A 21,018-nucleotide genomic window follows, 5' to 3' on the forward strand; every position below is an offset into this window, starting at 1 on the left:
CGCTACTCTTTCGAGGTGCTCATCAGCCGGTCGGCTTTCTTGCGCACCAGAACCGAGCGCAGATCGTGCATCGCCAGCAGCAGCGCATCCGTCACGCTTTCAAGTTGCGCGTCGCTGGCCTTGGATTGCGCCCATTGGGTGGTGAGGTTGAGGTAGTCCACCGCCCGGTGGATGTCGTCGATGTCGCGGTGCGCCAGCACTTCGGAGCGTTCCGCCATCCATGCCTTGATCCGGTCAAGATCGGCCTCGGATAGAGTGCGATCCCCATGGGGTTTGATCTCTCCGTTGCGGATATTGATGACCGCGATCTGGTCCATCTCGATCCGGCGCTGACGGTTTTCGGTGTCGACCCGAAACACAGCGGCACCGTTTTCGCGCACGCGAAAGTAATACTCCGGAAGCTCAGCGCCCATATTGTCCCTCGTTACTTGAGCCCCGCACAGAAAGTCTGGATGCGGGCGCAGGCCTCTTTCAGGGCCTCGTCGGACGTAGCGTAGCTGACCCGAAAGTTTGGCGATAGTCCAAAGGCCGCGCCAAAGACGACGGCCACACCTGTCTCATCGAGCAAGGCCGTGCAGAATGCCTCGTCATCCGTGATTTCGGTGCCTGCCGCCGATGTCTTGCCGATGCAGCCCGCGATTGAAGGGTAGACGTAGAAAGCCCCGTCCGGCACGGGGCAGGCGATCCCGTCTGCCGCGTTCAGCATGTCGACCACCAGATCACGGCGGCGTTTGAAGGTCTCGTTGTTGGGTGCGATGAACTCCTGCGTGCCATTGAGCGCCTCGAGCGCCCCATATTGGCTGATCGAACAGGGGTTCGAGGTCGATTGCGACTGCACCTTGCGCATCGCCTTGATCAGATCCTCGGGGCCAGCGGCATAACCGATACGCCAGCCGGTCATCGCATAGGCTTTGGACACCCCGTTGACCGTCAGCGTGCGATCATAAAGGCCAGGTTCGACCTGAGCGGGGGTGCAGAATTCAAAGCCGTCATAGACGAGGTGTTCATACATATCATCCGACATCACATGGACATGCGGGTGGCGCATGAGCACCTCGGTGATCTCTTTCATCTCGGCCCATGTGTAGCCGGCACCTGTCGGGTTCGAGGGCGAGTTGAAAATCAGCCACTTGGTGTTGTCGGTGATGGCTGCCTCAAGCTGGTCGGCGGTCAGTTTGAAGCCGGTTTGCAGCGATGCCTCGGCAATGACCGGCGTGCCTCCGGCCAGCAGCACCATATCAGGGTAGCTGACCCAGTAAGGGGCGGGGATCACGACCTCGTCGCCTTCATTCAGGGTCGCCATCAGTGCGTTATATAGGATTTGCTTGCCCCCTGTGCCCACGGTCACCTGCGCTGTGGTATAGGTCAGGTCATTGTCGCGCTTGAACTTGTCGACAATCGCCTGCTTCAGCTCTGGAATACCGTCGACGGGGGTATATTTCGTCTTGCCAAGGGCAATGGCGACGACTGCGGCATCCTTGATGTTTTGCGGCGTGTCAAAGTCGGGCTCGCCCGCGCCAAGACCGATGATGTCTTTGCCCTGGGCCTTGAGCGCGGCCACCTGACCTGTCAGTGCGACGGTGGGGGACGGTTTGACGCGGTCGAGTGTCGCTGAAAGGAATGTCATTTTGGCCTCTGGGCGTTAGAAGGGGTGCGACCCTCATAGGGGTGTGGCGCGCGCCGATCAAGCGGACGGCGTGCATATTGGAAACGCTAAAACGGAGATTTGGGCATGGACGATACGCAAGACTGGTACAGCGCGGATGCAGCGACCTTCGGAGATCGTGTGTCGGGCGCGCGCGAGCAGGCCGGGATGACCCAAAAGCAGCTTGCCAAGCGTCTTGGTGTGCGGGTCGCCACCCTGCGCGCCTGGGAGGATGATCTGAGCGAGCCGCGCGCCAACCGTCTGTCGATCATGGCCGGGCTTTTGAATGTTTCGATGATGTGGCTGATCAACGGCGAAGGCGAGGGGCTGGATGGTCCGGCGGAGGCTGAACCGCTGAGCAACGAGATGCGCGATATTCTGACCGAAGTGCGCGACCTGCGCGCCGATCTGTTGGCCCGGGCCGAACAGGTGGGCCGTCTGGAAAAGCGACTGCGCTCGACGGCCATGGTGGACAGCGCCCGTGACTGAAGAACTGCATGAACATCGGCTGAAACGGCTGCACATGCGCTCGATGCGGCGCGGGATCAAAGAGATGGACTTGATCCTGACCGAATATGCGACGCGCAACCTTAAGGATATGGACGATGCGGCGCTGCACACCTATGACGCGATGCTGAGCGAGAACGACCAGGATCTGTATCGTTGGGTGACGGGACAAGAAGTCGCCCCGGATCAATATTCTGATTTGATTTCAGATATTTCCAAGACGTTCCAGAGTTAAGATTTGCGGCCAATTCACGCTTAACTGAATATTTCCGAATCACCGTCATCTTCTGGTCCCGAGCAGTCCAAGTCGGAGAAGGCGGATGAGCATTCAGGACCCGATCAGCCAGATGTCTGGCATGGTCGATACACCAAAGAAAGACGCCGGTTTCATGATCGGCTACCTTGAGGCGCTGTCACTTGTCGAGCGCCTGCACCGGCTTTTGCTGGATGTGATCAAGGACGAATTCGAACGCGTCGGCGTGCTGGAAATCAACGCGGTTCAGGCGCTCTTGCTCTTCAACATTGGCGACAACGAGGTCACAGCAGGCGAACTGAAAAGCCGTGGGTATTATCAAGGCTCGAATGTCAGCTACAATCTGAAGAAGCTGGTCGAGATGGGATATATGCACCATCAACGATGCGAAATTGATCGCCGCTCCGTGCGTGTGAAGCTGACCGAAAAAGGGCGTCATATCCGCGATGTGGTGGCAGAACTGTTCGAACGCCACGCCGAAGGGCTGCAATCCAAGGGCGTGCTTGGCCCCGAAGGGATCATCGACATCACCGCCTCCCTCAAACGGATGGAGCGGTATTGGACCGATCAGATCCGCTACATCTATTAAGGGCGCACTTGGCCAAGGATGATGGTTTCCAACTCGCGCTCGAGTTTGCGCGCCATGGCGATGCCGTAGTCTTCGAACCCTAGGGCGGTCTCGACGAAACTGTCCGAACCGACAATCACATTGGAATGGAAATAGGCGGATAGCCCCGAAATTTCCGCCTGGCGAGTGTCCCCAAGGGTCGGCGCATCCGCGCCAATCACAAGCGCATTGATTGTTATGCCAGTGGGCTCGATCTCGGGTTTCACATCAACCGGGCGGGGGCCAAGGTTGGATTTGCCGTCTCCGGACAGATCAAGGGTGCGTTTCCAACACTCGGGGCGCTCGTTCAGATGCGCCACGCCTTCACGCATCGCCAGACCAAGGGCGGTGCCGGGCGTTGCCTGACGCCGTTCGGTGGCCCGCAACGCCCCGATGATCGCATTCAGTGCAGGCTCATTCACCACCGCAGTCCACGGCAGAATGACCGCCGGGTCCTCGGGCCCACTCCATTCATAGACAAGCAATTCGACGGGCGTGTCGGGCATGATCAGCAGGGCCTGCCGGACTCTCGCGCTGTCAAGCGCCGCGGCCAGCCCATCCATCTGCAATCGGTATTCTCGGGCATCAACCGAACCCGACACATCCAGCCCCAAGGCAAGCGCCTGGCGGCAGGCTGCATTCCCCAGGCCTGCCCAAAGGCATAAGGCCAGGGCTGGGATCAGGCCGGTCCTCACCCTTTGATCCGGGCCGGGGGCAATGTGCCGATGACGGGCGGGGTCAGTTCCCGCTCCAGCTTGCGGCGCATCGCGCGCTCATAATCCTCAAACCCCTGCGCCACTTCCAGAAACGCACCGGGCCCCCAAAGCACCTCGCGCTTGTAGAAGTCGATCAGCATGGTTTCAGACGTGAACTCTGCGGCATTCACCACCAATCCGTTCACGGTGATGTCGCGGAAGGCAAACTCGCGGTAGGCAAGCTGCGGGCCGAAGCCTTCGTTGTTCTGACCGTCCCCGGCCATGTCGATGGTCTGGTAAAGGCAGGACGGCGCGCGTTCGAGCATCTGCGCGCCAAAGCCCAACGCGTACCCCATCGCGGTCGGGAACTCATTGTGCGACCGGGTGCTGGCCGCGACCTGTTCGGCGGCCGCCACCAGTGCCGCCGGACTGTCGATCAGGACCCAGTCGAGCACCACCTCCTGATTGTAGCGGCCGGACCATTCGTAAACACCCAAGGCCACGGGCGAGTCATTTGCGAAAAATGCGGCCTGCACCTCCGGGGCAATCAGCGCGGCGACCAATCCGCCGCGCTGCAATTGATCTTCGGCGGCATCCACCGACGACGACACATCCAGCGCCAACAAAAGCGCCAGACGACATGCCGCCGCTGGTGATGCCGCAACGCACGCGGCCAGAATGGCCGCTGACCTTACCAATGGCCCGTGTTTTCCATGCTGGCCCAAGGCTCGGCTGGCGCAAGGCTGTCGCCTTCTTGCAGCAACTCGATCGAGATGTTGTCGGGCGAGCGGACAAAGGCCATGTGCCCGTCGCGCGGCGGGCGGTTGATTGTGACGCCATTGTCCATCAGCGTCTGGCACATCTCATAGATATTATCGACGCGGTAGGCGAGGTGCCCGAAATGCCGGCTGTCAGAGGGCAGCCCCTCATCGCCGTCCCAGTTGTAGGTCAGCTCAACCGGGCATTCGGGCTGATCGGGCGGCGCCATGAAGATCAGGCTAAATCGCCCCCCCTCATTGTCCATGCGCCGCGTTTCCTCAAGCCCAAGCAGCTTGAAAAAGGCCATTGTCGCGTCCAGATCTTTGACGCGCACCATCGTGTGTAAATATTTGATAGACATTCATATTCCTTTGATATTGCGGCTGCGCACCGGGCGAAACCCGCCCCTGACTTGCGCAAACCGATCCGAGAGTGCGGTGCGGCCCGGGCAGGTCCGGCGCATCCTTGCCCTAACTCTAGAGGCAAATGCGCGACTGTCAAAACCCACGACGCAAACCCGCCATCAAAATACAGACTTGTCATTGTGGGCGGGCAAGGGGCGCGAAGGTCTGCAAGGCACGCCGGCCAAAAAACACTGCGACAGGCCCGCATATAGCGGTTCCCGTAATCCAATCCACCATATAAGGTGGAGACCTGAGAGATTCTGTGGATAAAAGGACGCGCCAAATGCCGCTTAGCCCTGACCAGCTTGCCGAGATCGACGCGTTGCGCGCTAATCCTCAACCGACATTGCGCGCGACCGTGCCCGGAATGGAGGCGCATCTTTACAAAGCGCAGCCCGTTCTGGATCACGGTTTTGTCCGCGTCATCGACTACATGGGCGACGATTCCGCAATCTGCCAAGCGGCGCGCGTGTCCTATGGCAAAGGCACCAAATCCGTCCAGAATGACGAGGGTTTGATCCGCTATCTCATGCGCCACTGGCACTCGACCCCGTTCGAGATGTGCGAGATCAAGCTCCATGTGAAGCTGCCGGTATTTGTGGCACGCCAATGGATCCGGCACCGCACCGCGAACGTGAATGAATACTCGGCGCGCTACTCCATTCTGGATCGCGAATTTTACATCCCCGAGCCGGATGCGCTGGCGGCACAGTCTGTGATCAACAATCAGGGGCGCGGCGATACGCTGCAAGGGGCGGAAGCGGCCCGCGTTCTCGAGATCCTGAAATCCGACAGCAACCGCGCCTATGACCATTATGAGGCGATGATTTCGGATGAGGGCCAGTCCGGCCTTGCACGCGAATTGGCGCGCATGAACCTGCCCGCCAACATATACACGCAATGGTATTGGAAGGTGGACCTGCACAATCTGTTCCACTTTTTGCGGCTGCGGGCAGATGCTCATGCGCAGTACGAAATCCGCGTCTATGCCGATGCGATTTGCGAGATGGTCAAGGACTGGGTGCCCGCCGCCTATGCCGCATTCGAGGATTACCGCATGACCGGCGCGCAACTGTCCGGCAAGGGCGTGGACTGTCTGCGCCGCATGCTGAAGGGCGAAAAGGTCACGCAAGAAACATCCGGCATGAGCAAAGGCGAGTGGCGCGAATTCATGAGCGTGATTGACTGACGGCGGCGCCAGGCGTGAGCGCCGTCATTGTTTCCGATGCCGATCCAAACAGCGCAATGTGCCCCAAAATGGTTCCAGACAGCCAGCTTAATGCAAATTTTCTGGACTTGTGCGCGCCTCAAAGGCAGGGTGCCCCCATAGATATCGTGGTGAGTTGATAAAACGAGGGAAGATATGCGTTTCACACGAGCGATCACAGCCGCAGCCGTCTTGACCGTGATGGGCACAGTGTCAGCGCTGGCCCAGCAAACGGCGGGACCTAAGATTTACGCCTACCATAGCAGCCACAACTTTTGCCCCGCCGGGTTACAGCCGGTGACGATGGACGGCACGATCTGTTGCGGTAAGCCCAATCAGGGCATCAGCTATCAGCAGGCCTTGGCACACCCGGTTGCGAAAAAGCGCCACGTGCACCGCGTGCGCAAACAGTCAAGCTGCCCCGTGGGCACCAAGGGCTGCACCTTCGACTAAGTTCAGGCGGTGCAGGGCTGATGCCCTGCGCCACTTCTTTTTGCGTTCAGAGCAGTTTCAGGTCGCCAGCCATCTGACGCCCATCGCGCCCTTCCAGCATCTCGAAATCGACCTTTTGGTTGTCCGCCAGTCCGGTCAGACCGGACCTTTCGACGGCTGAAATGTGTACAAAAACGTCCTTCCCGCCCTCATCCGGTGCGATAAATCCGTAGCCTTTTGTGGTGTTGAACCACTTCACGGTGCCAGTTGGCATGGTCCGTGCCTCCTTTTGCCTTGTCGTGCCGCCCCCATTGCATACGGGGGCTGTGTGACGCCCAGTTGACGTAGGGGCCACATCTTAAAACATTGCCTACTTGCACGGAAATTCAAGGTTTAAGGGGTGCAATCGCGCCAGCCTGCCGCATAATTGAACGCAAATGTGAGGGTCAGTTATGGAAATATACGGTTTGAAAACCTGCGATACGTGCCGCAAGGCGATCAAGGCGCTGCCGGAGGCGCGGTTCGTGGATGTGCGCGCCGACGGTGTGCCGGGCGATGTGATGACGGCAGCCCATGCCCAATTCGGGGCGGCGCTGGTCAACACCCGCTCCACCACGTGGCGCGGGCTGAGTGAGATTGAGCGCGCCGCGGACCCCGAAGAGTTGCTGGCGCAGCACCCAACCCTGATGAAGCGCCCCCTGATCGCGGACAGGTCTACGCTTTACCTCGGTTGGACCAAAGATGTGCAGGCGGCCTTGGGCGTTTAGTCCACCGCTTTGGGCCGTGCCAAGGCCCGATCAAAGGACAGCGGCCCGGCCCCTTTGACCACCAGCACGATGAGCAGGAACACCCAAAGCGAACGCTGATCCATGATCAGGCTGCCCGATGGCGCATCAAACCATGCGCCCATCACCAGCCCATCGCCCCATTTGCCGTGTCCGTTCAGATCGGTCAGCGATTGCACGATGATGAAGCCGATCATGCCAAGGGACGCAAGCCGCGTGAACAGCCCTGCGATAATCAGCAAGGGCAATACAAATTCGGCGATTGTGCCAAGGGTCACGACCGCCCAATGATAGGTGCCCAGTTGGCTCACATCATAGCCGACGGCCTCCATCGTGCGGGGAAAAATCTGCGCATAAGCGCCGAGCGAGGGTTGGAAGATCCCCAACACACCCTCCCCAAGTTTGGTCAGTCCCGAAATCCAGAAATAGACCGCCAGGACGGCCGCAAACAGAAACCGTGCCAGCGTGGGCAGGATCCAGTCTGCCCGGTCGAGCGGTGCGAAAATCGTGTCATGCAAGCGGGTCAGGGCAGTCATAGGTCAGTCCTTTGGGGTCGTGAAATTGGCAATTGCGTTGTTCTGGATCAAAAGTGTGAGAAGCGCGGACAGATCAAAGCCGGGATCAACGGCCATGGCGCTGTCCTGGGCTGCGACCAAGGTCGCGCCGTCCATGATCTTGGTCAGCCACGCCGCCTGAGCGGGGGTGAGCGGGTGCGGTTCGGGGTCAAATTCGGCCCGAGTGATCAGGACCGGTTGGGCCATCGCGCGCGGTTTGGGCGCGCCACTTTGAGTGTTGTAGCGCCATATATCAAACAGCGGCCAGACACTCGGGATCAGGATGGTCGCGGGGGCCAAGGTGAGGGTTGAGGCCATGATCCGATCAGCGTCAAGCCTGCCCAATCGGCTTGCGTCAAACGGGTCCATATCGGCGGCGTGATAGGATTGACGCAGCGCCAGCTCAAGCCGGGCCACATCGCTGAGATATTTGATGTGGGAGAGGGGGGGAAAGTCGCTCAGAAACGCAGGCATGTGCGCGCCGTAATGCATCATCAATGGCGACGTGGGCGGATGCGTCCGCACAAACAGCCGGGCCAGTTGATCAAAGCTGTCGCGGCCCAACAGGCTGACCAGCACTGGAAATGCGGTCTTCAGCGCCTCGGTCAGCGCGACGGTGACATTGTTGCGATAGACAGCAAAGCGTTTGGTCGTGGGCTGGCCCGCCCCGTCGGTCAACCCAACCGGCACCGGCAGGGTGGGGTCCAGCAGGGCGGTGCGGAACTGGGTTTGATCGGCTGGCATATCAGGGTGCAGTTGCGGTTGCCAACGCGTGCGCGGCCCGCTCGGCTTCGGCCCGCAGCGTCGCCCAATGGGGCACGTCATTGTCCCACTCGACCAGCACCGGGGCGGAGCCTGTCGCCGCCAGCGCGTGATCCAAAAGCGCCCAGACCGGATCGGCTGTGGCGCGCCCATGACTGTCGATGAGGAGCGGTGCGCCCGCATCATCGGCATCCGCATCGTGTCCACCGACATGGATTTCGCCGACAGCATGGATCGGATAGGCGTCAAGGTAGCCCTCTGGCGTGTAATTCAGGTTTGTCGCCGAGATGAAGACGTTGTTCACATCCAGCAGCAGGCCGCAGCCGGTCCGCTGGACCAGTTCACTCAGAAAGTCGGTCTCGGACATAGTGCTGTCGGCAAAGGCCAGATAGCTGGAGGGGTTTTCGAGCAGCATTTGCCGCCCCAACACGTCCTGCACCTGATCGATGTGGCTGGCCACACGGGCCAATGTCGCCTCGGTATAGGGCAGGGGCAGCAGGTCATCCAGAAACTCGGTCCCGTGGGTGGACCACGCCAGGTGCTCGGAAAAACTGGCCGGTTCCAGCCATGTCATCAGCGACTTCAGGCGATCAAGGTGATCCTTGTCCAACGGCCCTTCGCCCCCGATCGACAACCCGACGCCGTGGACCGAGATTGCGAAATCATCCCGCAGCGCGCGCAGTTGTGCGTGGGGGCGCCCCCCATCGCCCATGTAGTTTTCGGCATGTACTTCCAGCCAACCGATCGGACCCGGTGCGGCACGCAAGTCACTGAAATGTTGGGGTTTATATCCAACTCCGGGGGCACATGGCAGGCGGGGCGGTGTGCGTGTCGCATCCAGCATGTCAAAGCCTCCGGTGTTGCATATGGTGCGCATGGCCCGATCCGAGCCGTGCGCGGTCATGCGTTATGCGGGCAGGTCGCGGTCCAGCTCTTCGAGTGAGCCTGTGCGGGGCGACCCATCTGCCAGATCGGGCAGGTCGATTTCGGCGCAGGTGCCTGCGTCCACAAGCGTCCAGGCGTTGCCCTGATAATCGACAGTGGATGTGCCTGCGCATGTGGTGCCCGGACCCGCGGCGCAGTCATTTTCGCCCGCAAGCGAGATGCCATAGCATTTTTCCTTGGCAGCCGCGTCTGCTGGGGTCGCGGTTTGGCTGGCAAATGCGGCGGCAACTGCGCCCATGATCGCGACGGATCTCATTGTGTTCGACATCTCTAAGGTCCCTTTGGTTCGATTTCGTAGATAGCCTTGGACTTTACATAGGGTGTGACCCCCTCAGTTTAACACTCACAAGCTGGTGTGTCACAGAGCCGTTATCGGATGTCAGCAGCTGCGCCGGAATTTCGAGCATTCCGGCGCATTTCTTTCAAAACCGCGCGTGAAATATTGCAAATCCCTCGGCTCAAAGCTGATCGGGTGGGGTTGCCTCGATCCGCAGGGCCTCCACCAGTGTGGCCAAATCCTGCACGCCGGTTTGCTTTTCACCCAAGCGGCGGACGGAGACGGTACGGTCCTCAACCTCGCGCGCGCCCACGGCGAGGATAACAGGGACTTTGCCCACCGAGTGCTCGCGGACCTTGTAGTTGATCTTTTCGTTGCGAATGTCGGCTTCGGCGCGCACGCCAGCGGCACGCAGCGCATCGACCACCTCGGCGATGTACTCATCCGCATCCGAAATGATCGAGGCCACGACCACCTGCCGCGGGGCCAGCCAGAACGGCAGTTTGCCTGCGGAGTTCTCGATCAAGATGCCGATAAACCGCTCGAACGAGCCAAGGCAGGCCCGGTGCAGCATATAGGGGCGGTGCTTTGCGCCATCTTCGGCGATATAGGTGGCACCAAGGCGTTCGGGCAGGTTCGGGTCGACCTGAAAGGTGCCACATTGCCATTCACGCCCGATGGCATCCGTCAGTTTGAAGTCCAGCTTGGGGCCGTAAAACGCGCCTTCACCCTCATCCAGTGTGTAGGGGTGACCGGTCGCCTTGATCGCATTCTCAAGCGCGCTTTCCACGTGATCCCAGCTTTCCTCGGACCCGACCCGTTTTTCGGGCCGCGTGGCGAACATGATCTCAAAGCTTTCGAAACCGAGGTCTTTGTAAACTGAGGACAGGTAGGTGATGAACGCGGCACATTCCGCTTCGATCTGGTCCTCGCGGCAGAAAATGTGCCCGTCATCCTGTGTAAATCCGCGCACGCGCATGATGCCGTGCAGGGCACCCGACGGCTCATACCGGTTGCAGGACCCAAATTCCGCCATGCGCAGGGGCAGGTCGCGATAGGACTTGAGACCTTGGTTAAAGATCTGGACGTGGCAGGGGCAGTTCATGGGTTTGAGCGCATTGATCGCCTTTTCACGGGCGTGATCCTCGTCCACTTCGACGATGAACATGTGCTCTTGGTATTTGTCCCAATGGCCCGATGCTTCCCACAATTTGCGATCAACGACCTGCGGCGTGTTCACCTCGACATATCCGGCAGCACGCTGTTTGCGCCGCATGTAGTCCTGAAGTGTCGTGTAGACGGACCAGCCATTGGGGTGCCAGAAAATCTGGCCCGGGGCCTCTTCCTGCATGTGGAACAGGTCCATCTCGCGGCCCAGTTTGCGGTGGTCGCGCTTGGCTGCTTCATCGAGCATATTCAGATGGGCGCGCAGTTTCTCCTTGCCGGTGAAGGCCACGCCGTAGATGCGTTGCAGCATCGCGCGGTCGCTGTCGCCGCGCCAGTACGCACCAGCAATCGACATCAGTTTGAACGCGTCGCCCGGCACCTGGCCAGTGTGTTGAAGGTGCGGGCCACGACACAGATCCTGCCAGTCGCCGTGCCAGTACATGCGCAGCGGCTCATTGCCCGGAATGCCTTCGATCAATTCGACCTTATAGGGCTCGCCCCGGTCTTCGTAGTATTTGATCGCCACATCGCGGTCCCACACTTCGGTGCGGACAGGGTCGCGTTTGTTGATGATCTCGCGCATCTTTTTCTCGATAGTGCCGAGGTCTTCGGGAGTGAACGGCTCGGCCCGGTCGAAATCGTAATACCAACCGTCCTTGATGACGGGGCCGATCGTTACCTTGGTGTCGGGCCAGATTTCTTGCACCGCGCGGGCCATGATGTGGGCCAGATCGTGGCGCACCAGCTCATTGGCCTGCTCTTCGTCGGCCATGGTGTGGATCGCGATTTGGGCATCAGCGTCGATGGGCCACGCAAGGTCCCAGTGTTCGCCGTTCACGCTGGCGCTGATCGCCTTTTTCGACAGGGATTTGGAGATGCTTTCGGCGACACCGGCAGGGGTAATCCCGGCCTCGTATTCGCGCGCATTGCCATCAGGAAAGGTCAAGGAAATCGGGGCCATATCGGCACTCCTCGTCAGTTTGGCGCCCACGGAACGCCCGGTTGCGGGTAATTGTGTGCGGCCCATGTCGCAGGCGGCGCGCAAGGCGTCAAGTCTGCGGTGCCCATCTGAACGGGCTTGATAATCGTTATGCGCAGAATGCGACAAAACGCGCGGTTTTTGCGACAATTTGTGCTGGACGTGGGGCTATCAACCCCTATTTTAAGGGGCAGTTTACTATCGGAAACTTTTGATCTCAGAGGGAACGCCGTGCCAAAGTATAACACCAATTTCGAATTGAGTGTCGAGGATCTGGACCTGATCGAGACGGCCTTGCGCGCCACGAAGCTGGCCAAGACGCAAAGTGACATCAAAGCCCGCGCGGCGGACGAGGATGTGATGCAGATCCATGATCTGCTGGGGCGGCTTCACAATCAAAAGACGTTTTTCCGCCCCGCTGACGGCACTTACGTCGGCGGCTGATCGAGCCTGATCGAAAATCGAGGTCCCGGGCCCGACCGGGGTTCAAAGCCGCGCCGTTCGTAGAACCGTGCGGCTTTTGCGTTGTCGGGATGCGTGCCGACCGTCAGGACTGTGCACCCGACCTTTCTGCAATGCGCCTGCGAGGCGGAAACCAACGCCGCCCCGACCCCTTGGCCGCGCCTATGGTCGCGCACGAAAAGGTGGTGCATATCCATCCCCCGGGCACCGAATTGCAGCTGCCCGAGCGGCAAAAGGGCGGCGTATCCGATCAACGCTGCATCCTGTTCGGCCACCAGCACCGTGTACCACGGACAGGTCCCCAACACGTCGCGCCGCAGGTGCGTCGGGTTGATGTTGGGCGTGTCGCCGTGATGTGCGGCCAGCGCACAGATCATCATGTGGAGGGCCGGGATGTCGGCAGGGTCAACAGGTCGGATGGTGAAGGTCATGTGATGTCTCCTGCGCCTGCGGCAGGCCAGAGATCAGCACAGGACCACCGCAGGGCGCGGCGGGTGTGGGCGTGGGGTCAGACACAGCCACAGGCGCGCGAGATATGCGCCTGCGTATAATATCCTTGGTGAACTGCATGTGTCATGGCGCACAGATTGGCCCGGTCCGGCTGGCGGGTCAAGCGCGATCAGCCGACCAGCAACCGCACTGCGATAGCCAGCGTGCAGACCCAACTGAGCGTAAAGATGATGGGCCGCACCGGAAACCGCGCCACCCCCGACACCATCCCAATGGCATGTGCAAGCCGCAACCAGAAGAAGGCGGCGCTGGCCCAGATCGTGACGGGTCCCGAGACCTCGAGACTGTGTGCGACCAGCACGACCAGTCCGAATGGCACAGCGGCCTCGATCAGGTTCAGATGTGCGCGGTGGGCGCGATGCACCCAGGCCGGAAATCCCGTCAGCGGGGGCGGTCGTTCAAAGTCGTCGATCCCGGTTTGGGGATGCATGTTCACGCCCACGATGTAGGGGATCCACATGGAGGCCGCGAGGATGGCTGTCAGGGTTAGATAGGTCAGTTCGGGTGTCATAGCACAGCTTTCGATTCTGAGCGGGGAGGGGGCCAGTCCCCGTCGCATCCGCGACTCCCCCGGAGTTTGTCTGGCAAGATGAAGGTGGGATCAGGCGCTTGCGCGGCTTCCGAAATGTGTGGGCTCGCCGGTTTCGAGCCATGTTTTCAGGCCCGCCGCCCACCGCGCCCATCCATCAGCCACCCCTTCACCGGGCACGACGGGGAAGGTCAGGTCGTAATGTTCAACCGTCAGCTTGATGAAGTCCCCTTCGACCTCGATGAGGTAGATGACCCGGCTTGGCGCGCCGCCGCCCTCCCAATTGGGCTCGAACGTGCATTCTATCCGGGATTTGGGATCACTGGTCAAAAGGACGTTTGACATCAGTTCGGTGCCATCGGGCAGAAACATCGTGGTGCGTGCGCCCTCGCGCGTCGCGTGGCTGGCCATGAAGTGGTAATGCGCCACGTTGGTCTCGTCCGACAGGGCATCCCAGAGCCGGTCTTGCGTGGTCTTGATATAGGTTTGCATGACAAAATCGGGTTTCGACATGGGCGAGGTTCCTTCCAGTTGCGATTTCAGGTCGAGAACTGCTCGGGCCGCCGGTTTGACGAGCAAAGGCTCTATCCAGCGGTCAATGGCTTCCTGCAGGGGCAGGGCGTTGAGGTAGTGATGCTTGAACCGACCCACCCTTTTGGTGGTGATCAGCCCCGCGTCTTCAAGGACGCCCAAATGCTTCATCACCCCAAAACGGGACATGTCCAGACAGGGCTGCAATTGCTGCAGCGTCTGACCGTCCTGTTCACGTAACGCATCCAGCAGCGTGCGACGGGCGGGGTCGGCGAGCGATTTGAACAAGGCATCCATTCCGTCTCTATATGTGATTATACAGTCACGTGACAAGATGGTAACCTAATAAATCTGACCCACGCAGGATGGACAGCGCGGCGGCACCTGCCCATGATCCGCGCAAACTGCCAGAGGACTGCCATGACCACCGCTGACTTCATTGACACAGACCAAGGGCGCCGCCTTGCCTATCACCGCAGCGAAGGGACAGGCCCGTGGGTCGTCTTCCTGGGGGGGCTGAAGTCAGACATGGAGGGCACGAAAGCCATCCATCTCGAGGCGTGGTGCCGCGCGCAGGGGCGGGGGTTTCTGCGGTTTGACTATTCCGGGCATGGGCAAAGTTCTGAAGCCTTTGAAGATGGCTGCATCGGGGATTGGGCGGAGGATACCGCCTTTGCGCTCGAGGCGTTGACGACGGGTCCGCTGGTGATCGTGGGCAGTTCGATGGGCGGCTGGCAGGCGCTGCTGTTTGCGCGCCATCATTCGGATCGCGTGGCCGGACTGGTGACCATTGCCGCCGCGCCGGATTTTACGGAAGACGGCTATTGGGCCTCGTTCACCGACGCCCAAAAACAGGCGCTGGCGCGGGACGGGCGGGTCGAGATGCCGTCGGACTATATGGAACCCTACATCATCACGCAGCGCCTGATTGAGGATGGGCGCAATCACCTGGTGCTGCGCGCGCCGCTGCCTTTGCCCTTTGCGGTGCGCTGTCTGCAAGGCACGGAAGATACAGCCGTCAGCACTGAAACCGCCGTGCGATTGCTGAACCATGCTGACTGCCCCGATATGCGTCTGTTGCTGGTGCGCGGCGCGGATCACAGGTTTTCCGACGGGCCGTGTCTGGGTCTGATCGAGGATGCGATTGAGCAGGTTCTGGAGACGGTGGCATGAGGCGATTTGGCAAGATATTGGGGTGGGTCTTGCTGGGCCTGATTGTGTTGATCGGGGCCTCGTGGCTGTTTGGCCCCTACGAGGATGCGACCCTGACGCCGCGCCCGGAGGCTGTGATGATCGACGGCGATCTGGATGCCCATTTTGCGGCCGTAGAGGCGGCATATGAGGACATCACCCCCGGCGTCGAAAAGCGGGTGATCTGGGCCGGACAGGCGGGAGCCAAGACCCCTTGGTCGATCCTGTATGTGCATGGGTTTTCTGCGACTTCCGAAGAAATCCGGCCAGTGCCGGACGCGGTGGCCGAGTCCCTGGGGGCCAACTTGATCTACACGCGTTTGCAAGGGCACGGGCGCGGCCCTGAGGCGATGGCCGAAGGCACGGTGCAGGGCTGGGTCGATGATCTGGCCGAGGGGATCGCGGCGGCCCGGGTCGCTGGTGAGAAGGTGTTGATCATCTCGACCTCCACAGGGGGCACTTTGGTGGCCGCCACGGCGCAGAACGAGGCGCTGATGGAGGACGTGGCGGGCCTTGTCTTTGTCTCGCCCAACTTTGGGATCAACAACCCGCTTGCGACTTTGCTGACATGGCCAGCGGCGCGGTATTGGCTGCCCTCCCTTGCCGGTGAGCGGCGCAGTTTTGAACCCTCCAGCGAAGCGCACGGGCGGTACTGGACCACGGAATATGCAAGCGTCGCCGTGTTGCCGATGGCGGTTCTGATCCAGGCCACAATGGCGATGGATCACGGCGCACAGACCCTTCCGGCGCTGTTCTGGTATGCAACGGACGACCGCGTGGTGCGGCCCGATATCACCGCCGAAGTTGCAGCCGCCTGGGGTGGCGACGCGCAGGTTATCAATCCTGTTATGGGCGAGGGTGACGATCCACTCGCCCACGTGGCGACGGGCGATATCATGTCCCCCGGACAGACAGAGCGGGCCGTCATCGATATGCTCGCCTTCGTGCGGGAGCTTGATCCGTGATGGATCAACGGGTGTCGCTGATCACGCTCGGGGCGGGGGATATGGAGGCGCTGGCGGCCTTTTACGAGGCCATGGGCTGGGCGCGGGTGGAGAGCCCCGACGGGGTGATTGCCTTTGATTTGATCGGGCAGACACTTGGCCTTTATCCCCTTGCCGCGCTGGCCGACGACATTGGTGTTGCGGTCGCGGATTTGCGGGGTGGGGCCATGACCCTTGGGCACAACGTGTCTGACAAGGCAGATGTCGCCCGGCTACTGGACCGGGCCGAGAGTGTCGGGGCCAAAATCCTGAAACCTGCGCAAGATGTGTTCTGGGGCGGGCATCACGGCTATTTCGCCGATCCCGAAGGGCACATCTGGGAAGTGGCGTGGAACCCGTTTTCACCACTCGGCCCCGAGGGTCAATTCCAGTGGAACGGGGCCGCGTAATGCGCCGTCCGGCCAGCATGTGGAGCCTCGAAAACTTGGGCCGCGTGCGGTTGTCCAAGCACTTTTACATGCGGGATTTCCTTTATTCGGAAATCGGAAATTTCCATGAAGTCAGGAACCTGCCGCGTGATCCTGATCTTGCGATTGAACATGGGCGGATGCTGTGTACGCAGTTGCTCGACCCGCTCGAAGAGACGTTTGGGCGGCTGGCGGTCCGCTCCGGCTATCGCTCGCCCGAGCTGAACCGATATGGCAACGAGAACAAGCTGAACTGCGCGCGCAACGACAATCCGATCGAGTGTCATATCTGGGATTGGGGCACCGGAGAGACGGCGATTGCGGGCACGTCCCTCGCCATCCCCTGGTTCACGGATCAATACGAACAGGGCCGCGATTGGCGTGATCTGGCATGGTGGATCCATGATCATCTGCCCTATTCGGGTATGTGGTTTTTCCCGAAACTCTGCGCTTTCAATCTGGATTGGCGGCCCACGCCGCACCGCATGATCGGCAGCTATATTGCGCCCAAAGGTCTGCTGTTGCGCCGAGGAGCGCAGCCTGCCGAACCGGCCAAGGCACGGGCCAAGCGATATGCCGATTTCCCGCCGTTTCGGGGAATCGCCTACCCATGATGCGGCGGGCGTCCATCGCACAGTGTCAACATATATACTTGCCCACCACATCTCGTTTTGGCGTTGACGGAGCCCCTCAAAATAAGGGATTTTGCCGCCACATTCGGACTGGGGGATGAGGGATGAAGCGATTCTTGGGGCTTGCGGCCGCATTCTGCGTTGCGTCGGGCATTTCTGCGGCCGCCCAGACCTGTGGTGGCAGTTACACGGTCAAGCGCGGCGACAGCCTGTCGGCCATCGCGGATGCGCAATACAAGAACGCCTCGGCCTGGACCGAAGTGCATCGCAACAACCTGTCGGTGATTGGTGAAAACCCCAATGCACTGCGGATCGGGATGCGGTTGCAACTGGGCTGCATCGCTGGCCTGCCCGTGGGTCTGGACGCGGGAACGCCTGCGACGCAGACGGCTGCGGCGGCACCTGCGCAGAACACCCCGCGCCGCAAATTGGAACAGACGATCAATTTGGTGACGGCAGGCGACTTTGCCCCTTTTACAGATCAGGCCTTGGACAATCAGGGCCTGATCACGGATGTGGTCAACACCGCGATGGGGCGCACGGCGTCGCGTGAGGGGTACAAGGTGCACTGGGTCAATGACTGGTCGGCCCACCTTGATCCGTTGATGACGAGTGCGATGATGGATATGGGCTTTCCCTGGTACAAACCCGATTGCGACGGATCGCCTGACAATTTCCGCTGTGCTAATTTCCACTTCTCGGATCCGATGTTCGAGATGCTGATCCTGCTGTTCGTGGACAAGTCGCGCCCCGTGCCCTTTGCCCAGGACGCCGATATTGAAGGGCGCACCCTGTGCCGCCCTGCGGGTTACTTTACCCATGATCTGGACCGCGCGGACCGGCGTTGGATCACGGATGCAAAAATTACGCTGAAACAGCCCGCGACGGTGGCGGCCTGCTTTGACATGCTGGTGTCGGGCGAGGTGGACGCGGTTGCGATGAACGAGTTTACGGGGCGTGCAGCGATCAAGGATATGGGCCTCAAGGATCAGGTCGAGGTGGTGCAGGGCCGCCCCATTTCCATCGAAGGGCTGCATGTTCTGGTGCACAAGGAACACCCTGACGCCGCCACGTTGATGGAGACGATCAATGGCGGTCTGGATGCGATCAAGGCCTCGGGCGAGTACCAGCAGGTGATTGACCGGCACATGACCAAAATCTGGGCTGATTTCTGAGAATGGGACGGGTGTGGGCTCAGCTTGGGGTGAGTGCGGCCGCAGTCCTTGGATGGGCCGGAGCGGCGGTTGCCTGTGCGCCCTCGCATGTTGTCGCGCCCGGTGAGACGCTGTTTTCCATCGCCGAAGAACAGCTTGGCGATCTGTCGCGCTGGTCGCTCATTTTCTACAACAACCCGGACATCCAGGGCGGCAGCCTTTTGGAGTTGCCTGCGGGTACCGTTCTGGCCATTCCGTGCCCGGATACGGCGGCAAGCGCCCCGGTCGCCACGCCAGAGCCGGTCGCCGCGCCCGAGCCCGAAACATTCGTGCCTGACCCGACGCCGCTGTTGCAGGACGAGGCGGAGCTGCGCCTTGTCACAGCGTCAAACTACGCGCCGTTTACGGATCTGGATTGGCCGGGGCAGGGGATGTTGACCGAGTTGGTGAATGCGGCACTGGAGGAGACGCCAAATCCGCTGACCTATTCAATCACATGGGAAAACGATTGGTCCAAGCACCTGTTTCCCATGCTCGATTCCAAAGAGTTCGACATGGGCTTTCCCTGGTATCAGCCGGATTGCACGGGCAATCCAACCCATGAGCGCTGTGCCAATTTCCACTTTTCCGAGCCATTGGTCGATCTGGTGATCCTGCTGTTTTCTCGCAGCGACGCGCTGTTGCCGTTCGAGAGTGATGCGGATCTGGTGGGCAAGACCCTGTGCCGCCCTGCAGGCTACTTCACCCACGATCTGGACCGCGCGGATCGTCGGTGGCTGTCGCAGGGTTTGATCACGCTTGAGCAGCCAAGCTCACCGGATGCGTGTTTCGAGATGCTGATGGCCGGCGAGGTCGATGCAGTGGCCCTGAACGAGTTTTTGGGTGTGCAGAAGATGTTTGAACTGGGCCTGACGGACAAGGTCGCGCCCCTGTCGCGTCCTTTGTCGGTCGAAGGGCTGCATGTGCTGATCTCCAAGAAACACTGGCGCGGGACTGCACATCTTTATCGCTTCAACGCCGGCCTGGCCAAGCTCAAGCAGACCGACCGCTACAACGCGATTGTCAGCCGCCATCTGGCGCTGTTCTGGGATCAGATCAAACAGTGACCGGGGGCTTGTGGCGCACGGGCGCAAGGGTCATTGTGTATCACACAGGCAAATCAGCAGGCAGCAGATGGCGTTAGAAGCAAGGCGGGTACATGGCTGAGCCGTTGGTATTCCTTCCCGGTATGATGTGCGATGCGCGCCTGTTCGGGCCGCAGATCGCGGAGTTGTCGTCGGAGTTTTCGGTGATGGTCTCGCCGGTGACCCGCGGCGAGCGGATCGAGGAGATCGCAAGCGGTTTGCTGGACGAGTTGCCTCAACGCTTTGCGCTGGCGGGCCTGTCCATGGGCGGGATCGTCGCGATGGAAATCTTGCGCCGCGCACCCGACCGGATCACGCGGCTGGCGCTGATGGACACCAATCCGCTGGCCGAGACCCCGCCAGTGGCCGCGGCGCGAGAGCCACAGATCGTCAAGGCGCGCACGGGCCGGATGGCCGAAGTGATGCGCGAGGAAATGAAGCCGAACTATCTGGCACCGGGCCCCTATCGAAACGAGATTCTGGATCTAGTGATGGATATGGCCGAAGCGCTTGGCCCGGAGGTGTTCATCCGCCAGTCGCGGGCCTTGCAGCGGCGCCGTGATCAACAGGGCACATTGCGCAAATGCCGGGTGCCGACCCTGGTTTTGTGCGGGGCGCATGATGCATTGTGCCCGGTCAAGCGGCACACCTTTATGGCTGAGTTGATCCATGGCGCTGAATTGCGGGTGCTTGAGGATGCAGGCCATTTGCCCACGCTCGAAGCGCCAGCCGAGACGACGGCCGCACTGCGCGACTGGCTGAAGCAGCCATTGATTTTGCGCTAAAGCTTGATCCGAAGGGCGCTTGCGCGACACCCTGTTTCAGGGGGCTCTGCCCCCGTCGCGTGCGCGACTCCCCCGCGGTATTTTTGGTCAAAAGAAATCTGTAGGGCGGGCGATTTGTCCACCTGTCAGTATTTGGGCAAGTGCAGGTTGTCGCGTTCGGCCGGGCTGACCAGATAGATGTCGCGCACCGGCGTGTTGGTGGCTGCATCAAAGAATGGCGTTTGCTTCCACTTTCCATTCAGGCGGCGGGGCAGCACCCGTGTGAGCATTCCGAGGATGAACGCGGCAGCCCCTTCATGGCCGCGTTTGCCGTTGGGCTTGCGCACAAAGGCGCGTGCCTTGATGGGGCCAAGGGGGCTGTCATCGGCCAGCCGGTCCGTGCGCAGTGATGTGAATGGGACTTTGGCGGAGCGTGTGGTGAGAAACATCATCGCGCCGCAGCATTGGGCCTGCCAGCGCAATGCGCCTTTTTCCGAAAGGGAGAAGACGGCCAGTTGATCGAGCCCATCGTCGAACCGCACCCGGTCCGGCGTCGTCTGGTAGAGTTGCACCGCGCCCGGTGCCGGATCGGGCTGACCTGCAAAGACTTCAGCGGCGCGGCAATCGTGGCAAAAGCACTCGGCGCGGGTCCCATTGTCCGGCGACACCCCTAGCAGGGTGCCCCGCAGCTTGTTGCAGTCACAGGCGAAGGGAAGATCGACGCCTGCCATG

General features: G+C 60.7%; 29 protein-coding genes. 14 read left to right on the forward strand and 15 right to left on the reverse strand.

The genetic code is table 11. The annotated features are described in order from the left end of the window. Window positions 1-2: 2 nt before the first annotated feature. Together Q0908_RS07830 and Q0908_RS07835 are read right to left on the reverse strand one after the other, a co-directional pair. Entirely contained in the window at window positions 3-413 is a 411-nt protein-coding gene (locus tag Q0908_RS07830) for a hypothetical protein (RefSeq protein ID WP_299282640.1), read from the reverse strand. A gap of 11 nt (window positions 414-424) precedes the next feature. Next, window positions 425-1,627, reverse strand: coding sequence for a pyridoxal phosphate-dependent aminotransferase (locus tag Q0908_RS07835; protein ID WP_299282642.1), 1,203 nt, complete (start codon window positions 1,625-1,627; stop codon window positions 425-427). Between the two features lie 105 nt (window positions 1,628-1,732). Here Q0908_RS07835 and Q0908_RS07840 point away from each other — a divergent pair, with 105 nt between their 5' ends. The 3 genes from Q0908_RS07840 to Q0908_RS07850 all read left to right on the forward strand — a co-directional run bounded on the left by Q0908_RS07840 (window position 1,733) and on the right by Q0908_RS07850 (window position 2,994). Beyond that, entirely contained in the window at window positions 1,733-2,134 is a 402-nt protein-coding gene (locus tag Q0908_RS07840; protein ID WP_299282645.1) for a helix-turn-helix domain-containing protein, read from the forward strand. A 34-nt stretch (window positions 2,135-2,168) separates the two neighbouring features. After that, complete coding sequence (locus Q0908_RS07845) at window positions 2,169-2,387, forward strand: succinate dehydrogenase assembly factor 2 (protein ID WP_299283149.1); 219 nt, start codon at window positions 2,169-2,171, stop codon at window positions 2,385-2,387. An 85-nt stretch (window positions 2,388-2,472) separates the two neighbouring features. Then, complete coding sequence (locus tag Q0908_RS07850) at window positions 2,473-2,994, forward strand: winged helix DNA-binding protein (protein ID WP_299150455.1); 522 nt, start codon at window positions 2,473-2,475, stop codon at window positions 2,992-2,994. On the opposite strand, the gene Q0908_RS07855 is transcribed toward Q0908_RS07850, so the two are convergent. Genes Q0908_RS07855 through Q0908_RS07865 form a run of 3 tightly spaced genes read right to left on the reverse strand, consistent with a single transcriptional unit; the run spans window position 2,991 to window position 4,827 of the window. Further along, a complete protein-coding gene (locus Q0908_RS07855) occupies window positions 2,991-3,707 on the reverse strand; it encodes a DUF1194 domain-containing protein (RefSeq protein WP_299282647.1) in 717 nt (238 codons plus the stop codon). The two genes, Q0908_RS07850 and Q0908_RS07855, sit on opposite strands and share 4 nt — an antisense overlap. Further along, the gene (locus tag Q0908_RS07860) at window positions 3,704-4,405 is read right to left on the reverse strand and encodes a DUF1194 domain-containing protein (RefSeq protein ID WP_299282648.1); all 702 of its coding nucleotides are present in this window, start codon (window positions 4,403-4,405) and stop codon (window positions 3,704-3,706) included. Before Q0908_RS07860 ends, Q0908_RS07855 begins: the two co-directional genes overlap by 4 nt. Beyond that, window positions 4,399-4,827, reverse strand: coding sequence for a VOC family protein (locus Q0908_RS07865; protein ID WP_299282649.1), 429 nt, complete (start codon window positions 4,825-4,827; stop codon window positions 4,399-4,401). Before Q0908_RS07865 ends, Q0908_RS07860 begins: the two co-directional genes overlap by 7 nt. Window positions 4,828-5,153: 326 nt before the next feature. On the opposite strand from Q0908_RS07865, the gene thyX reads away from it, so the two are divergent. Next, complete coding sequence (gene thyX / locus Q0908_RS07870; protein ID WP_299282651.1) at window positions 5,154-6,059, forward strand: FAD-dependent thymidylate synthase; 906 nt, start codon at window positions 5,154-5,156, stop codon at window positions 6,057-6,059. A 174-nt stretch (window positions 6,060-6,233) separates the two neighbouring features. Beyond that, a complete protein-coding gene (locus tag Q0908_RS07875) occupies window positions 6,234-6,530 on the forward strand; it encodes a hypothetical protein (protein WP_299282653.1) in 297 nt (98 codons plus the stop codon). 46 nt (window positions 6,531-6,576) lie between these two features. Here Q0908_RS07875 and Q0908_RS07880 read toward each other — a convergent pair whose 3' ends face one another. Continuing rightward, window positions 6,577-6,783 (reverse strand): cold-shock protein, encoded by a 207-nt coding sequence (locus Q0908_RS07880; RefSeq protein ID WP_299282656.1) that lies wholly within the window; start codon window positions 6,781-6,783, stop codon window positions 6,577-6,579. Between the two features lie 178 nt (window positions 6,784-6,961). Here Q0908_RS07880 and Q0908_RS07885 point away from each other — a divergent pair, with 178 nt between their 5' ends. Further along, window positions 6,962-7,276 carry an ArsC/Spx/MgsR family protein gene (locus tag Q0908_RS07885; protein WP_299282659.1) on the forward strand — a complete coding sequence of 105 codons (315 nt, stop codon included), beginning with the start codon at window positions 6,962-6,964 and terminating at the stop codon, window positions 7,274-7,276. Here Q0908_RS07885 and Q0908_RS07890 read toward each other — a convergent pair. The 5 genes from Q0908_RS07890 to thrS all read right to left on the reverse strand — a co-directional run bounded on the left by Q0908_RS07890 (window position 7,273) and on the right by thrS (window position 11,960). Beyond that, entirely contained in the window at window positions 7,273-7,830 is a 558-nt protein-coding gene (locus Q0908_RS07890; protein ID WP_299282662.1) for a DoxX family protein, read from the reverse strand. The two genes, Q0908_RS07885 and Q0908_RS07890, sit on opposite strands and share 4 nt — an antisense overlap. Window positions 7,831-7,833: 3 nt before the next feature. After that, complete coding sequence (locus Q0908_RS07895; RefSeq protein ID WP_299282663.1) at window positions 7,834-8,592, reverse strand: DNA-binding domain-containing protein; 759 nt, start codon at window positions 8,590-8,592, stop codon at window positions 7,834-7,836. 1 nt (window position 8,593) lies between these two features. Next, window positions 8,594-9,454, reverse strand: a complete 861-nt coding sequence (locus Q0908_RS07900; protein ID WP_299283150.1) for a DUF692 domain-containing protein — start codon at window positions 9,452-9,454, stop codon at window positions 8,594-8,596. Between the two features lie 63 nt (window positions 9,455-9,517). After that, window positions 9,518-9,823: a DUF2282 domain-containing protein gene (locus tag Q0908_RS07905; protein WP_299282665.1), complete on the reverse strand. Its 306-nt coding sequence runs from the start codon at window positions 9,821-9,823 to the stop codon at window positions 9,518-9,520. Window positions 9,824-10,013: 190 nt separating this feature from the next. Continuing rightward, complete coding sequence (gene thrS, locus Q0908_RS07910) at window positions 10,014-11,960, reverse strand: threonine--tRNA ligase (protein WP_299282667.1); 1,947 nt, start codon at window positions 11,958-11,960, stop codon at window positions 10,014-10,016. Window positions 11,961-12,209: 249 nt separating this feature from the next. Here thrS and Q0908_RS07915 point away from each other — a divergent pair, with 249 nt between their 5' ends. Further along, a complete protein-coding gene (locus Q0908_RS07915; RefSeq protein ID WP_299282670.1) occupies window positions 12,210-12,422 on the forward strand; it encodes a hypothetical protein in 213 nt (70 codons plus the stop codon). Here Q0908_RS07915 and Q0908_RS07920 read toward each other — a convergent pair. From Q0908_RS07920 to Q0908_RS07930, 3 genes are all read right to left on the reverse strand, one after another. Further along, on the reverse strand, window positions 12,407-12,871 hold the full coding sequence (locus tag Q0908_RS07920; protein ID WP_299282673.1) for a GNAT family N-acetyltransferase: 465 nt from the start codon (window positions 12,869-12,871) through the stop codon (window positions 12,407-12,409). The two genes, Q0908_RS07915 and Q0908_RS07920, sit on opposite strands and share 16 nt — an antisense overlap. Before the next feature lie 188 nt (window positions 12,872-13,059). Further along, complete coding sequence (locus tag Q0908_RS07925; RefSeq protein WP_299282675.1) at window positions 13,060-13,461, reverse strand: MAPEG family protein; 402 nt, start codon at window positions 13,459-13,461, stop codon at window positions 13,060-13,062. A gap of 90 nt (window positions 13,462-13,551) precedes the next feature. Further along, window positions 13,552-14,307 (reverse strand): helix-turn-helix domain-containing protein, encoded by a 756-nt coding sequence (locus Q0908_RS07930; RefSeq protein WP_299282678.1) that lies wholly within the window; start codon window positions 14,305-14,307, stop codon window positions 13,552-13,554. Between the two features lie 123 nt (window positions 14,308-14,430). Between Q0908_RS07930 and Q0908_RS07935 the strand changes: the two genes are divergently transcribed. The 7 genes from Q0908_RS07935 to Q0908_RS07965 all read left to right on the forward strand — a co-directional run bounded on the left by Q0908_RS07935 (window position 14,431) and on the right by Q0908_RS07965 (window position 20,307). Then, window positions 14,431-15,183 carry an alpha/beta hydrolase gene (locus Q0908_RS07935; RefSeq protein ID WP_299282681.1) on the forward strand — a complete coding sequence of 251 codons (753 nt, stop codon included), beginning with the start codon at window positions 14,431-14,433 and terminating at the stop codon, window positions 15,181-15,183. Further along, the gene (locus Q0908_RS07940; protein ID WP_299282684.1) at window positions 15,180-16,166 is read left to right on the forward strand and encodes an alpha/beta fold hydrolase; all 987 of its coding nucleotides are present in this window, start codon (window positions 15,180-15,182) and stop codon (window positions 16,164-16,166) included. Before Q0908_RS07935 ends, Q0908_RS07940 begins: the two co-directional genes overlap by 4 nt. After that, window positions 16,166-16,594, forward strand: coding sequence for a VOC family protein (locus tag Q0908_RS07945; protein ID WP_299283152.1), 429 nt, complete (start codon window positions 16,166-16,168; stop codon window positions 16,592-16,594). The genes Q0908_RS07940 and Q0908_RS07945 overlap by 1 nt, the downstream gene beginning before the upstream one ends. Window positions 16,595-16,611: 17 nt before the next feature. Further along, window positions 16,612-17,226: a hypothetical protein gene (locus Q0908_RS07950; protein ID WP_299283154.1), complete on the forward strand. Its 615-nt coding sequence runs from the start codon at window positions 16,612-16,614 to the stop codon at window positions 17,224-17,226. Window positions 17,227-17,348: 122 nt separating this feature from the next. Further along, entirely contained in the window at window positions 17,349-18,419 is a 1,071-nt protein-coding gene (locus tag Q0908_RS07955) for a transporter substrate-binding domain-containing protein (RefSeq protein WP_299282687.1), read from the forward strand. 2 nt (window positions 18,420-18,421) lie between these two features. Beyond that, window positions 18,422-19,504, forward strand: a complete 1,083-nt coding sequence (locus Q0908_RS07960; RefSeq protein ID WP_299282690.1) for a transporter substrate-binding domain-containing protein — start codon at window positions 18,422-18,424, stop codon at window positions 19,502-19,504. Window positions 19,505-19,596: 92 nt separating this feature from the next. Continuing rightward, on the forward strand, window positions 19,597-20,307 hold the full coding sequence (locus Q0908_RS07965; RefSeq protein ID WP_299282693.1) for an alpha/beta fold hydrolase: 711 nt from the start codon (window positions 19,597-19,599) through the stop codon (window positions 20,305-20,307). A gap of 125 nt (window positions 20,308-20,432) precedes the next feature. On the opposite strand, the gene Q0908_RS07970 is transcribed toward Q0908_RS07965, so the two are convergent. Then, window positions 20,433-21,017: a DUF6151 family protein gene (locus Q0908_RS07970; RefSeq protein ID WP_299282696.1), complete on the reverse strand. Its 585-nt coding sequence runs from the start codon at window positions 21,015-21,017 to the stop codon at window positions 20,433-20,435. Between the last annotated feature and the right edge of the window lies 1 nt (window position 21,018).

This window comes from uncultured Tateyamaria sp., from assembly GCF_947494755.1.
Lineage (GTDB): Bacteria > Pseudomonadota > Alphaproteobacteria > Rhodobacterales > Rhodobacteraceae > Tateyamaria.